The sequence below is a fragment of the Roseibium sediminicola genome (genome assembly GCF_023156505.1).
In the GTDB taxonomy this organism is placed as follows: Bacteria; Pseudomonadota; Alphaproteobacteria; order Rhizobiales; family Stappiaceae; genus Roseibium; species Roseibium sediminicola.
This window is the reverse complement of record NZ_JALNMJ010000003.1, coordinates 160,367-174,447: the sequence shown is the minus strand read 5'-3', so window position 1 is coordinate 174,447 and position 14,081 is coordinate 160,367. Positions and strand designations below refer to the sequence as shown.

Sequence of the window (14,081 nt, the reverse complement as noted above, 5' to 3'; positions counted from 1 at the left end):
TCAGGCCGCATCCGCCGGCAGAACCGGCGCGGCGGCGACAAGCTGTTGCGTGTAGGGGTCTTTCGGGTGGTCGAAGACGGTAGCCGTCGGGCCTTCCTCGACGATCCTGCCGGCCTTCATCACCAGCACCCGGTCGGTGATCGAGCGCACGACGCTCAGGTCATGGCTGATGAAGAGATAGGTCAGGCCGAAACGGCCGCTCAGATCCGCCAGGAGATCGAGCACCTGGGCCCGCACCGAGACATCGAGGGCGGAGACGGCCTCGTCCAGAATGATCAGGTCCGGCCTGATGATCAGCGCCCTTGCAATGGCGATCCGCTGGCGCTGGCCGCCGGAGAACTCGTGAATGTACTTGTCCGCGTCTGCGGCGCGCATGCCGACGCTTTCCAGCGCCTCCGCGATGGCCTTTTCCCGTTCGCGGCCCCTCGGCGGTTCCTCCAGAAGATGGAACGGTTCGGTGACCAGCCGTCCGACCTTCCAGCGGGGATTGAAGCTGCCATAGGGATCCTGGAAGACCACCTGCATGCGCCGGCGCACGGCGGCATTGGCGTGGTGATGGGTAAAGACCGGCAGGCCGTCGAACAGGATCTCGCCGCGCTGGACCTCTTCAAGCCCCAGAATCGCGCGGGTCAGCGTGGACTTGCCGCAACCGGACTCCCCGACAAGACCGAGACTTTCGCCCTTGCGGATTGAAAAGCTGACCTGGTCCACCGCCCGGAAATGGGTCGTCTTGCCCCACCAGCCATGGCTGTGGCCGGTATAGTCGCGCACGACCTCACGCACTTCCAGAAGCGGAACCTCGACCGCCTCGCCAGTGCGCAGGGGCACGTGGCTGGAGGCCTCCAGGAGCGCCTTCGAATAGGGATGCTGCATGTTGGCGAAAAGGGACTTCGCGGGACCGCTTTCCACCACCTCGCCGTCCTTCATGATCACCAGATCGTCGGCAAGATCGGCGACAACCGCGAGATCGTGGCTGATCAGCATCAGGCCCATGCCGTCTTCGGCAACCAGACGCTTCAGGAGATCGAGGATCTGGGCCTGGGTGGTCACGTCCAGCGCCGTGGTCGGCTCATCGGCGATCAAGAGTTTGGGCTTCAGGGCAATCGCCATGGCGATCACCACCCGCTGGCGCTGGCCACCGGAGAGTTCGTGCGGGTAGCGCGACAGCGGGAACCGGTCCTGGGGCAGTTCGGCCCGGCGAAGCGCCTCTGCGGCGCGGGCCATCGCCTCCGATTTCGAGACCTTCTCGTGAATGAGGATCGTCTCGGCGACCTGTGCGCCGATGGTCTTCAAGGGATTGAGCGCTGTCATCGGTTCCTGGAAAACCATGCCGACTTCGCGGCCACGCAATCCGCAGAGGTCCCTTTCGCTCAAGGAAAGGATGTCGTTTCCGTTCAGGGTGATGCGGCCGGTACAGTCCGTGCCGTTGGGCAGGAGGTGCAAAACACTGAAGGCGGTGATCGACTTGCCCGAGCCGCTCTCGCCGATGACACCGAGAATGCGTCCCGGCGCCACGCCCATGGAAACCTCTTTCAGGATCGGCAGACCGTGAATGCTGAGCGACAGGTTTTCGATCGCCAGAAGGCTCATACGCGCGCCCTCCGGAGTTTCGGGTCGAGCGCGTCGCGCAGGCCATCGCCCAGCAGATTGAGGCCGAGCACGGTCAGGAGAATGGCGAGCCCCGGAAACAGCGCAAGATGCGGCGCCAGCGAGATCATGGTCTGGCTGTCGGCAAGCATCCGCCCCCAGCTGGCGATCGGCGGCTGAGCGCCAAGCCCGACATAGCTGAGGCCGGCCTCGGCCAGGATGCCGAGCGAGAACTGGATCGTGCCCTGGACGATCAGGAGATTGGCGACATTGGGCAGGATGTGTTCCAGCGAGATCCGCGCCTGCCCCTTGCCGGCGACCCGTGCCGCCAGAATGTAGTCGCGGCTCCACAGCGACAGCGCCGCCCCGCGCGTCAGCCGGGCGAAGACCGGAATGTTGAAGATGCCGATGGCGATGATGGCATTCAGCGCCGAGGCGCCGAAGACGGCGGTGATCATCACGGCGATCAGAAGGCTCGGAAACGCAAAGACCAGATCGTTGCCGCGCATGATGACCTCGTCCATCAGGCCACCCTTGCGGACAGCGGCGGCCAGACCGAACGGCACGCCGATGACCATGCCGATGCCGACGGCGACCAGCGCGACCGCAATCGAGGTGCGCGCGCCCTCCATGATCATGCTCAGGATGTCCCGGCCGAACTGGTCCGTACCAAAGGGATGGACCCAACTGGGCGGCTTCATCCGGCTGGCAATGTCAAGCACGGTGATGTCGTAGGGCACCCAGACGAGGCTGATCAGCGCCGCGCCGGTGAAGACAAGCGTCAGGACCAGGCCGGGCAGAAGCGTGCGGCTGTGAAGGAGAAGGCTCATCAGCGCCGCCTCCTCAGGCGCGGGTCGACCCAGGCATAGGCCATGTCGACCGCGAAGTTGACCAGTATCACCGCGAACACCAGCAGCATCACTATACTCTCTACCACGATCAGATCGCGCGCGCTGATCGACTGAAACACAAGCCGGCCAAGGCCCGGCAGGAAGAAGACGTTCTCGATGATGATGGCGCCGGCCAGCAGAAACGAGAATTGAAGGCCGAGAATGGTCAGCACCGGAATGAGCGCATTGCGGACAGCGTGCCGCCACAGCGCCTGGCCCTTGGTCAGCCCCTTGGCCCGCGCGGTGCGGATAAAATCTTCATTCAATGTGTCGAGAAGGCTGGAGCGCATCACGCGGGTGAGGATGCTCGCCTGCGGCAGGGCCAGTGCGATGGCCGGCAAGGTCAGGGCCTTCATGGCAACGAAAAACCCGGCGTCCCAGCCGGGAAAACCGCCGGCGGAAAACCAGCGCAGATTGATGGCAAAGACCAGCACCATCAGCATGGCGAACCAGAAATTCGGGATCGCGACGCCGAGCTGGGTCACGCCCATGACGGTGGCATCGGCAGCCGTGCCGCGCCGCGCGGCCGCCCAGATGCCCGCTGGAAAGGCGATCAGGGTGCTCAAGATGAGCGCGTAAAGCGCCAGCGGCAGGGACACCCAGAGCCGGTCACCGATCATGCCCGCGACCGGCGTGCGGTAGGTGTAGGAGGTGCCGAAATCGCCGGTCAGAAGCCCGCCCGCCCAGGAGACATAGCGCTCCAGGATCGTACCGTTCAGGCCAAGTTCCTGGCGCAGGGCGTTGAGCGTGTCCTCTTGCGCGTTGAGGCCGAGCATGTAGGACGCCGGGTCGCCCGGCACGACTTCCAGCGCCAGGAAGATCACCACCGAGGCGGCCACGAGGCTCAGCCCCAGGGATATCAGGCGTTTCAGGAAATAGTGCAGCATGACCGCGTTATGAGCCTATCGGCGGTTCGAAGAAGGCGAAGCTTTGGGGGACGGGTGTCCGCAACTGCGTGCGGACACCCTTCTGCAGGTTGGGATCAGTCTTCCCAGTAGACCGCGGTCAGGTCGGTTGCCTGGGTCGGCTGGTTCTTCCAGAGCCCCTTGATCTTGGCGTCGGCGACGGTCGGGAATGCCAGCTGGAACAGGTAGCCGTTGACATAGTCGTTGGAGATCGTCTCCTGCGCATCCTTCAAAAGCGCCGAGCGCTTCTCCGGATCGTTCTCGACGGTCAGGTCGGCAATCAGCTTCTGGAATTCCGGATTGTCATACTGGAAATAATAGTCCGGCCGCGCATATATGCCGATATCCATCGGTTCGGTATGGCTGACGATGGTCAAGCCGAAGTCCTTGCCCTTGAACACCTGCTCCAGCCACTGCGCCCATTCCAGGTTCGTGATCTCGGTCTCGATGCCGACGGCGCGCAGCTGCGAAGCGATGATCTCGCCGCCCCGGCGGGCATAGGACGGCGGCGGCAGTTTCAAGGTGGTGGTGAAACCGTCCGGATAACCGGCCTCGGCCAGCAGCTTCTTCGACAGCTCCGGGTCGTACTGGCTCAGGGAAGTCAGGTCGACATAGTCCGGATTATGCGGTGCGAAATGGGTGCCGATCGGGGTGCCGTAGCCGAACATGGCCCCGTCGATGATCGCCTGGCGGTCGATGGCATGGGCAATCGCCTCGCGCACCTTGATGTTGTCGAGCGGCGGCAGCTTGTTGTTGGTCGACAGGATGGTCTCGCCCTCGGTTGAACCGACCAGCACCTGGAAGCGCGGATCGGCCTCGAATTGCGGCAGGTTCTCCGGCGCCGGGAAACCGACAAAGGCGTTGACGTCCTCGGCCATCACCGCGGCGAAAGCCGCGGTCGGGTCGGAGATGAACTTGAAGGTGACCTTGTCGAGCTTGGCCGGCTCGCCCCAATAGTCGGTGTTCTTTTCCAGATCGATCCGGTCGCCCTGGACCCAGTTGGTGAACTTGAAAGCGCCGGTTCCCACCGGTTTGGAGGCAATGTCGCCGATGGTTTCCGGCGCCACTATCACTGCGTCGCCCCAGGCCATATTGAACAGGAAACTGCCGTTCGGTTCTTTCAGCGTCACCTTGACCGTCAGCGGATCGACGGCCTCGACGCCGTCGATGCCGGCGAAAAGCGCCTTCTGGGCGTTCTGGCTGTCGTCGCCGCGGGCGCGGTCCAGGCTGAACTTGACGTCCTCGGCGGTCATGTCGGTGCCGTCGTGGAACTTCACGCCCTCATGCAGCTTGAAGGTATAGGTCTTGCCGTCCTCGGAAATCTCCCAGCTTTCGGCAAGTCCGGGATTGACCGAGCCGTCCGGCCCGAAGCGGGTCAGGCCTTCGAAGACGTTGGAATAAAGCACGGAATCGATGGCCCCGGCCGCATTGCTGGTCGGGTCCAGATTCGGCGGCTCCAGCTGCATCGCGACAATGATGTCGCCCTTGGCATGGGCGAGACCCATGCTCGCGGTCAGCGCCAAGGCGCTTATCACTCCCAGTCCGATCTTACGCAAGCTCATGACTTCCCCCTTTTTCTGACGGCTGAACCTGGCCTTCAGCCAGAAGTTCGATCAGCGAGCGGCCCATCACCTTCGCCGAGTCGAGCATGTCGTCGACGCCGACATATTCGTCCGGTTTGTGTGCCAGATCCAGAATGCCCGGGCCATAGGCGATACAATTTTTCAGTTTGCCGATGCGGTCGATGTGCTTCTGGTCGTAGGTGCCGGGACTGACCACATATTCGGCGTCCTTGCCCATGGTCTCGCGGATGGCCTTCGCCACTGTCATGACAACAGGCGCGTCCTTTTCCGTCATGGTCGGCAGAACCCGGTGCAGCTCGCGCACATCGTAGCGGAATTTGTCGCGCCGGCCCTCAACGGTCTTCAACACTTCCAGGACTTCCGCCTGGACCTCGTCGATATTCTCTTCCAGCAGGAACCGGCGGTCGATCACCATGCGGCAGCTGTCGGGCACACAGGGGCTCGGCAGGCCGGTGAAATCGGCATCGCCTTCCGACTGACCGCCATGGATCGAATTGATGTTGAGCGTCGACTGGCGCGCGCCTTCGGGCACCACCGGCATGTCGGTGCGTTTTTGCGCCAGGGCGGGAAACAGGCTTTCTTCCATTTCGTCGATCACCGCGCCCATGTGGCGCACGGCGCAATCGCCCAGAAACGGCATCGAGCCATGGGCAATCTCGCCAAAGGTCTCGACCTCCGCCCACCAGACGCCCCGGTGGCCAAGGCAGATCCTGTCCTTGTTGAGGGGTTCGGGAATGATGACATGCTGGACCCGGTCCGGGCTGAAATAGCCCTTGCCGGCGAGATAGGCGACACCACCATAGCCGCCGGACTCCTCGTCCGCCGTACCGCTGATCTCGATGGCGCCGGAAAACTCCGGAGAGACGGCCAGGAAGGCCTCGGCGGCGACAATGCTGGCGGCCAGGCCGCCCTTCATGTCGCAAGCGCCGCGGCCGTAGATCTTGCCGTCAATCAGTTCTCCGCCGAACGGATCCTTGGTCCAGCCGTGTCCGACATCGACCACATCGATATGACTGTTGAAGTGAACGCACTCGCCGGGCCGGTCGCCGTCCCGGCGGGCAACGATGTTCCAGCGCGGATAGCGGTCGCTGTCGCCCGGTGTGCCGTGGGCGCGGATCAGTTCGACATCGAAGCCGGAGGCAGCCAGGCGCTTTTGCAGATAGTCGCAGATCTCGCGGTAGTTCTCGCCGGGCGGATTCAAGGTCGGAATGCGCAGAAGATCCTGGGTCAGCGCGATCAGATCGTCGCGCCTTGCATCGATTTCCCTGACAAGATCGTCCGCAAGCGGCATTCCGGCATCGTCCCTATTGGCAAAAGGAACGATAACTATGCTACCGTCTTTCTACGGTGCCAATACCGTAGTTTCACGGTGAGTTCAATTTCCATGCTCGATCTTGACCAGCTTGCCTTCGACCATGCGCCCATGGGCCTTGCTCTCACCGAGGACCGGATCATCCGGACTTGCAATGAGAGTTTTGCGGAGATGTTCGGCTACGAGAAAGACGCCCTGATCGGCCAGAGTTTCCGGCAGCTCTATGGAACCGACCAGGAATTCCACCAGATCCGCGACATTGGCCTCGAACCCTTGCGCCGGTCCCTGCCCTATACCGACGAGCGGCTGATGCGCCGCGCGGACGGGTCCCGGATCTGGTGCCGCTTCCGCGCCCGCACACTGACACCGGAAACCCCGCTCAAGCGCATCGTCCTAAGCTTTGCCTTGATCGACAATGCCAGCGCCGGCCCGAAATTGACCCCACGCGAGCGCGAGGTGCTGCTGCTGCTCTCACAGGGCCAGACCAGTAAGGAGATGGCCCGCAGCCTCGGCCTGTCGCCGCGCACGGTGGAAGATGTCCGGGCACGGCTTCTGAAAAAGTTTCAGGTGAAAAACGTCGCGGTGCTTTTGGCTCGGCTGTCCGGGCATGAGGCGGGCAAAGGAGGACGGTGAGAGATTATTCGGCAACAAGCCGATGCAACAAACTCTGGGGCCACCCCGGACGCTCGAAGCGCAGGTCCGGGCCCCACTCATTTCCAGAGCGCTTAACGTATTGAGGGCAAAGCCCTGAAAGGCCTAGGTTGATCGCAAGCGGCGATGCGAGTGGGCCCCGGGTCTCGCTTTGCTCGCCGGGGACGACACTCAAAAACAGCAAGGCTCCGTTGGTCCCTCAGGCCTTCGTCACCTTCTGAGTCTGCACACCCAGCTTGTCGATGCCGAGTTTCATGACTTCGCCGCCCTTGAGATAAACCGGCGGTTTGCAGCCCATGCCGACACCGGGAGGGGTGCCCGTGGAGATGACGTCGCCCGGCTGCAGGCTCATGAAACGGCTGAGATAGGAAACCAGGAACGGGACGCGGTAGACCATCGTCTTGGTCGAGCCGTTCTGGTAGCGCTTGCCGTCGACCTCCAGCCACATGCCGAGATCGTCAAAGTCGCCGACCTCGTCCTTGGTCACCAGCCACGGGCCGGTCGGACCGAAGGTGTCGCAGCCCTTGCCCTTGTCCCAGGTGCCGGCACGCTCGATCTGGAATTCGCGTTCGGAGACATCGTTGACGACACAGAAGCCGGCGACATGGTCCATGGCATCGGCTTCGTCGATATAGACCCCGCCCTTGCCGATCACCACACCAAGCTCGACTTCCCAGTCGGTCTTTTCAGACCCGCGCGGGATCTTCACGTCGTCATCCGGACCGACGATTGCGGAGGTCCACTTGTTGAAGACGACCGGCTCCGGCGGCACGTCCATGCCGGATTCGGCGGCATGGTCGGCATAGTTGAGGCCGATGCAGATGAACTTGCCGATATTGCCGACGCAGGGACCAAGACGCAGGTCCTGTTGCGGCGTGCCCTCGACCACCGGCAGCGTGTCGACGTCGAGCGATTCCAGAAGCTGGAGACTTTCCGGCAGCAGCGCGTTGCCCGCAATGTCCGGCACGATGGAAGACAGGTCGCGGACATTGTTGTCGGCATCCAGAAGCCCCGGCTTTTCCTGTCCCGGCGCGCCATATCTCAGCAATTTCATGAAAGGCTATCCTCAGAGGTTGGAACCCGGCCGCTTGCGGCGGCCGGGTCAGGGTGCGGATCAATCTGCCGCCATCAGACTGCATATGGAAGCAAAAATCCGCCCCGGTTACGCATTTAATTATGATCTATATCGATCAATCATAGAGAACCGCGGTGATCTTCGGATCGTCCATGTTCGATTTGTCGTACCAGTAGAAACCGGTGTCGATATGGGCCGGAACTTCCTTGCCCTGGGACGCTTCGAGAGCCGCCTTGACGGTCTCGTAGCCGATGCCGACCGGGTTCTGGGTGATCGCGCCGGCCATCACGCCATTGCGGATCGCGTCCTTCTGGGCCTTGCCGCTGTCATAACCGATGATGACGATGTCCGACTTGCCCATTTCGGTGACGCCGTTGACGACACCGAGCGCGGAACCTTCATTTGCGCCGAAGATGCCCTTCAGGTCGGGGTTCGCGGTCAGGATAGCCTTGGTCAGTTCCGTCGACTTCAGATGATCGCCCCCGCCATATTGAACAGTGACCACTTCAATATCCGGATGCTTGTCCTTGATCTGATTGGCAAAACCGTCAACGCGGTCGATGCCGGTGCGGCTGGTCTGGTCATGAGCGATGATGGCGACCTTGCCGGCGCCGCCGATCAGCTCGGCCATCTTGTCGGCGGCAAGTGCTGCCGCAGCGACGTTGTCGGTGGACGCGGTGGAGACCGGAATGTCGCTGTCGACGCCGCTGTCAAAGGCAATCACCGGGATGCCCTTTTCCTGCGCCTGTTTCAGGAGCGGGATCGCGGCCTGGCTGTCGAGGGCGGCAAAGCCGATTGCCGTCGGGTTCTTGGCAAGCGCGGCGGCGAGCATGTCGATCTGACGGTCGACCATGGTCTCGTTGTCCGGGCCTTCGAAAGTGATGGCAACGCCGAATTCCTCGGCCGCCTGATCGGCGCCCGCTTTCACGGCCTGCCAGAACTGGTGCTGGAAGCCTTTCGAGATCAGCGGAATGTAGGTTTCCTGGGCCGTGGCGATATTCGCGGAGAGCAGCAGCGCGGCGGCGCTGGCAGCTCCGATGAGGGTACGTCTGTTCAGCATATTCCTCTCCTGTGGGTTGGACCGGGCATTGCCGGGGTTCGGGGCGTCAGCGCCCTCTTGTTGGTTGGTGAAACTCATGCCCTGCGCCTGCGCACCATGTCGGCGTAGACAGCCAGGATGATGATCGCGCCGGTGACCACCGTCTGCCATTCCTGGGCAACGGACAGCACGCGCAGACCGTTGGTGAGCACAGCCATGATCAGGGCCCCGATCAGGGTTCCGAGCACGGTGCCGCGCCCGCCTGACAGCGACGTACCGCCGATCACGACCGCGGCGATGGCTTCCAGTTCGTAGCCCAGGCCCAGCGCCGGCTGAGCGGAATTCAGCCGCGAGGCGATCAGGATGCCGGCAATGCCGCAGATGGAACCCGCCAGCGCATAGACCGACATCTTCCAGAAATCCGTGTTGACGCCGGAGAGCCGCACGGCTTCCTCGTTGGAGCCAAGCGCAAACGTGTAACGGCCGAGCACGGTGCGGCCGAGGATATAGGCGGCGGTTCCAGCAACCAGGAACAGGATCAGGACACCGTTGGGGATCGGCAGCCCCGGGAAGATGTCGCCGATCAGCGAGCCGCGCGAGATCTGGTCGAAACCGGGCGTGTCGTTGAAATAGATCGGCCGCGTGCCGGAAATCACCAGCGACAGGCCCTTGAGGATCAGCATCATGCCGAGCGTGGCGATGAAAGGCGGGATCTTCATCTTGGCAATGAACGTTCCGGAGCAGAGGCCGCAGAAAGCCCCGGTCGCAATGGCGGCGATGACACCGAGCGGCAGCGGCAGTCCAAGATTGGTCAGGACCACGCCGGCGATCACCGCGCAGAAGGTCATCAGCGTACCGACCGACAAATCAATACCGCCGGTGATGATCACCAGCGTCGCCGCCACCGCAAGCACCCCGTTGACGGAGGTCGCCTGCAGGATCGCGATCATGTTCGAGGTCTGCATGAAATTGGGCGAGGCGATGGAGAACCCGACCAGAAGCAGGATCAGGCTTGCAAAGGCGAGCAGCTTCTGATGCGCGCCGGCCTCGACCAGGCGGCCGAGAAGCGAGGGGGGCGTGGTTGAATTCACGGCGGTCATTGCTGGTATCCCTCTGGCTGCATGGACGGGGCCCGAAGTGTCGCGAGATGCATGATGTCTTCCTGGGAGGTCTGTTCCCCGCCGGGCAGGATGCCGGTCAGGCGGCCCTCGCACATGACGGCGATGCGGTGGCTGAGGCGCATGACTTCCGGCAGTTCCGAGGAGATCACGATCACCGCCCTGCCCTCGCCAGCCAGGTTCTTGAGAAGCTTGTAGATTTCCGACTTGGCGCCGACATCGATGCCACGGGTTGGCTCGTCGAAGATCAGGATGTCACAATCCCGATAAAGCCACTTGGCGATGACGACCTTCTGCTGGTTGCCGCCGGACAAAAGCCGGACTTCCTGCCGGTCGGACGGCGTCCGGATCTCCAGCTTGCCGATATAATCCTGCGCGGTCTTGCGCATGGCCTCTTCGTTGAGCACACCGAGGCGGCTGGAGAAACGGTCGAGGCTTGCAAGCGCGACGTTGGTGCGGACATCCATGCCGGTGGCGAGACCGAAATGCTTACGATCCTCGGAGAGGTAGCCGATGCCGGCCCTGACCGCGTCGGAGGGCTTGGAGATCGCACAAGGCTTGCCGTGGACGCGGATCTCACCACCGTCGCGCGGGTCCGCGCCGAAGATCGCCCGGGCGACTTCTGTACGCCCGGCGCCCATCAGTCCGGCAAAGCCCAGAATCTCGCCCTTGCGGACGGAGAAGCTGACATCGCGGATTTCCTTGCCGCGGTTGAGGCCACGCACTTCCAGAACCGTTTCCGCCTCCGACAGGTCGGGGACAGTGACGGGGTCGTTGGTGACCTCCCGCCCGACCATCATGGAGATGATCTTGGAAACCGGCGTTTCGGCCGCGCCCACCGTTCCGACATAGGCGCCATCGCGCATCACGGTGACCCGGTCGGCGATCTGTTTCAGCTCGTCCATCTTGTGGCTGATATAGATGATGCCAACCCCGTCGGCCTTGAGGCGCCGGATGATCGTAAAGAGCTCCGCGATCTCGGCATCGTTCAGCGCCGCCGTCGGTTCGTCCATGATCAGGACCTTGGAGCGGTAGGACAGCGCCTTGGCGATCTCCACCATCTGCTGGCGGGCAATTGTGAGCTCTCCGACCACGGTCTTCGGGTTCATGTTCAGGTTCATGGAGCGGAAGATTTCGGTTGCCTGCGCATTCAGCGCGGCCTCGTCAAGAAGTCCAAAGCGCTTGCGCGGCTCCCGGCCAATGAAGATGTTCTGGGCAACGGTCAGATCGTTCATCAGGCTGAGTTCCTGGTGAATGATACCAATGCCGAGATCCTGAGCCGCGCGCGGACTGTCCGGCACAACGTCCCTGCCCTCGATCAAGAGCTCACCGCCGTCCTTCGGGTAGATGCCGGACAGGATCTTCATCAAGGTCGACTTGCCGGCACCGTTCTCGCCCATAAGCGCGTGGACTTCGCCGCTGTCGAGCTCGAAGCTGACGGCTTTCAGGGCGTGCACGCCGGGGAAACGCTTTTCGATTCCCGTCATTCTCACCAGGTTTGTCATGACGCGGTCCTCCCAAACCACGACGAAGGGTCACTAGATGGTGACGCCTCCATCGACGAGGAGCGCCTGCCCGGATACGAACCGGCTCTCATCCGACAAAAGGTAGACGACCATCGGGGTCAGATCGTCGACGGTGGCCAGCCGGCCCATGGGCTGGCGGGCAATGAAATTCTTCTCCGCTTCAACCGGATCCGGCGCGGACGCGATCCGGCCCCGCAAGGAGGGCGTGTCGACCGTGCCCGGGCAGAGCGCATTGCAGCGAATGCCTTCGGCCACGAAATCCGCGGCAATGCCTTTGGTGAGGCCGATCACGGCCGCCTTGGTGGCGCCGTAAAGCGTGCGCACCGGAAAGCCTTTGATGGACGAGGCCATCGAGGACATGTTGAGGATCGAGGCGGACCCGGTTGCCTTGGCCCTCAGGCGCATGCCGGGCAGAAAGGCCTGGGTCATGCGGTACATGGACCGGACATTGAGATCGAAACTGAAATCCCAGTCGTCCTCGCCGATGTCGAGAACCGTGCCGTGATGGACAAAACCGGCGCAATTGAAGAGGCCGTCGAGCTCGGGCAGCTCGGCTACCAAGGCATCTATCGACGCGCGGTCGCAGACATCCAGCTTGCGGGTCTCGATGCCCGGCGCTTCTGCGGGCAGCGTCGCCAGGGTCTCGTCGTTGATGTCGACCGCGAAGACCTTCGCGCCTTCCCTGGCGCAGGCAATGGCGCTGGCACGGCCAATGCCCTGGCCGGCCGCAGAAATCAGAACTGTTTTATCCTTCAGGCGCACTCAAATTCCTCCCGAACGTCCGCGCGTTTTCTTGTAATTCTCGAGGCTGCGGCTACATCACCGCGCCGATTTGCCACGGCACGAATTCGACGCCGCCGAAGCCGAGCTTCTCGCTCTTCGACTTCGCGCCAGAGGCAACGGCGATGATCTTTTCGAAGATCTCCTCGCCCTTGGCCTCCAGGCTGACGTTTTCCGAAATGACATCGCCGCAATTGATGTCCATGTCCTCGGACATGCGGCCATACATCTCGCTGTTGGTCGCCAGCTTGATGCAGGGCGTCGGCATGTAGCCGGAGACCGAGCCGCGCCCCGTTGTGAAGACGATGATGTTGGCACCCGACGCAATCTGGCCGGTGACGGAACACGGATCGAAGCCGGGACTGTCCATGAAGACGAAACCCTTCTTGTCGATCGGCTCGCCGAACTTGTAGACATCCACCAGCGGCGCCGACCCGCCCTTCGCAGCCGCGCCCAGGGATTTTTCCAGGATGGTGGTCAAGCCGCCGCGCTTGTTGCCGGGCGACGGATTGTTGTCCATCTCGCCGCCGTTTCGCGCGGTGTAGTCCTCCCACCAGCGCACACGCTCGATCAGCTTCCTGCCGACATCGACCGAGACCGCCCGGCGGGTTAGAAGATGCTCGGCGCCATAGATCTCGGAGGTTTCCGACAGGATGGTGGTGCCGCCGTGGCGCACCAAAAGATCGGACGCAATGCCAAGGGCCGGATTGGCGGTGATGCCGGAATAACCGTCCGAGCCGCCGCATTGCATGCCGACCGTGATTTCCGACACCGGAATCGGCGTGCGCACAGCTATATTCGCCAACGCTGCCAGCTCGCGCAGTTCCTTCAGCCCCGCTTCGATGGTCTTGCGAGTGCCGCCGGTCTGCTGGATCGTCATGTAGCGCAAGTCGCCGCCCGTGCGGATCTTGCGCTCGCCGACGAGATCGGCAATCTGCATGACCTCGCAGCCAAGTCCGATCAGCAAGATCGCGGCGAAATTCGGATGCTGCGCGTAGCCGGACAGGGTCCGGAACAGGGTTGCGTAGCCCTCGTCCCTGGCCGACATGCCGCAGCCGGTGCCATGGACAATCGGAACGATGCCGTCGACATTCGGAAATTCGTCGAGAAGGCCGGATTTCTCGGCCGCCTCGGCAATGAACTTGGCGACAGACCCCGAGCAGTTCACGGAAGTCAGAATGCCGATGTAGTTGCGTGTGCCCGCCCGCCCCGTCGCCCGGCGGTAGCCCATGAAGGTTCGCTCGTCCGTTATGGGCGCAAGCGGAACAGAGGCTTCCGCGTGCTGGTAATCCTGACTGTGGTCGCCCATGCCGAGATTGTGGACATGGACATGCTCGCCGGGACGAATGTCGGATTTTGCCTGGCCGATGATCTGACCATAACGGATGACATTCTGACCGGTGGCAATGGGGCTTCGCGCGATCTTGTGGCCACGCTGGATTTCGTTCACCAGAGGCGCATCCACAAAGGCTGCCTGTTTTCCGGCTTCAATATCCTCAAGGGCGATGACCACGTTATCATCGGCGTTGAGAAGGATTGAATTGGCATGAGGCTGCAGCACGAATGTTTCTCCCGGTTCGGCCCCGATTTGGGTTTTGTCGAGCTCCGATTTGAC

Annotated in this window: 12 protein-coding genes; 1 reads left to right on the top strand and 11 read right to left on the bottom strand. The window is 62.5% G+C overall.

Translation table 11 applies throughout. The features are described 5' to 3' along the window. The 5 genes from M0H32_RS06290 to M0H32_RS06270 all read right to left on the bottom strand — a co-directional run bounded on the left by M0H32_RS06290 (position 1) and on the right by M0H32_RS06270 (position 6,256). On the bottom strand, positions 1-1,590 hold the full coding sequence (locus M0H32_RS06290; RefSeq protein ID WP_248152250.1) for an ABC transporter ATP-binding protein: 1,590 nt from the start codon (positions 1,588-1,590) through the stop codon (positions 1-3). Next, entirely contained in the window at positions 1,587-2,417 is an 831-nt protein-coding gene (locus tag M0H32_RS06285) for an ABC transporter permease (RefSeq protein ID WP_248152248.1), read from the bottom strand. Before M0H32_RS06285 ends, M0H32_RS06290 begins: the two co-directional genes overlap by 4 nt. Then, entirely contained in the window at positions 2,417-3,364 is a 948-nt protein-coding gene (locus M0H32_RS06280) for an ABC transporter permease (protein ID WP_248152246.1), read from the bottom strand. The genes M0H32_RS06285 and M0H32_RS06280 overlap by 1 nt, the downstream gene beginning before the upstream one ends. Before the next feature lie 95 nt (positions 3,365-3,459). Then, the gene (locus M0H32_RS06275; protein ID WP_248152244.1) at positions 3,460-4,944 is read right to left on the bottom strand and encodes an ABC transporter substrate-binding protein; all 1,485 of its coding nucleotides are present in this window, start codon (positions 4,942-4,944) and stop codon (positions 3,460-3,462) included. Beyond that, entirely contained in the window at positions 4,931-6,256 is a 1,326-nt protein-coding gene (locus M0H32_RS06270; protein ID WP_248152236.1) for an acetylornithine deacetylase/succinyl-diaminopimelate desuccinylase family protein, read from the bottom strand. The genes M0H32_RS06275 and M0H32_RS06270 overlap by 14 nt, the downstream gene beginning before the upstream one ends. A gap of 93 nt (positions 6,257-6,349) precedes the next feature. Between M0H32_RS06270 and M0H32_RS06265 the strand changes: the two genes are divergently transcribed. Next, a complete protein-coding gene (locus tag M0H32_RS06265; protein WP_248152235.1) occupies positions 6,350-6,910 on the top strand; it encodes a PAS and helix-turn-helix domain-containing protein in 561 nt (186 codons plus the stop codon). A gap of 217 nt (positions 6,911-7,127) precedes the next feature. Here the strand turns inward: M0H32_RS06265 and M0H32_RS06260 are convergent, their stop codons facing one another. The 6 genes from M0H32_RS06260 to M0H32_RS06235 all read right to left on the bottom strand — a co-directional run bounded on the left by M0H32_RS06260 (position 7,128) and on the right by M0H32_RS06235 (position 14,027). After that, positions 7,128-7,982 (bottom strand): fumarylacetoacetate hydrolase family protein, encoded by an 855-nt coding sequence (locus M0H32_RS06260; RefSeq protein WP_248152231.1) that lies wholly within the window; start codon positions 7,980-7,982, stop codon positions 7,128-7,130. A 136-nt stretch (positions 7,983-8,118) separates the two neighbouring features. Further along, positions 8,119-9,063 carry an ABC transporter substrate-binding protein gene (locus tag M0H32_RS06255; protein ID WP_248152229.1) on the bottom strand — a complete coding sequence of 315 codons (945 nt, stop codon included), beginning with the start codon at positions 9,061-9,063 and terminating at the stop codon, positions 8,119-8,121. A gap of 74 nt (positions 9,064-9,137) precedes the next feature. Continuing rightward, the gene (locus M0H32_RS06250) at positions 9,138-10,142 is read right to left on the bottom strand and encodes an ABC transporter permease (protein ID WP_248152227.1); all 1,005 of its coding nucleotides are present in this window, start codon (positions 10,140-10,142) and stop codon (positions 9,138-9,140) included. Continuing rightward, complete coding sequence (locus M0H32_RS06245) at positions 10,139-11,665, bottom strand: sugar ABC transporter ATP-binding protein (RefSeq protein ID WP_248152225.1); 1,527 nt, start codon at positions 11,663-11,665, stop codon at positions 10,139-10,141. The genes M0H32_RS06250 and M0H32_RS06245 overlap by 4 nt, the downstream gene beginning before the upstream one ends. Before the next feature lie 33 nt (positions 11,666-11,698). After that, positions 11,699-12,448 carry an SDR family oxidoreductase gene (locus tag M0H32_RS06240; protein WP_248152223.1) on the bottom strand — a complete coding sequence of 250 codons (750 nt, stop codon included), beginning with the start codon at positions 12,446-12,448 and terminating at the stop codon, positions 11,699-11,701. A 52-nt stretch (positions 12,449-12,500) separates the two neighbouring features. Then, complete coding sequence (locus M0H32_RS06235) at positions 12,501-14,027, bottom strand: UxaA family hydrolase (protein ID WP_248152222.1); 1,527 nt, start codon at positions 14,025-14,027, stop codon at positions 12,501-12,503. Between the last annotated feature and the right edge of the window lie 54 nt (positions 14,028-14,081).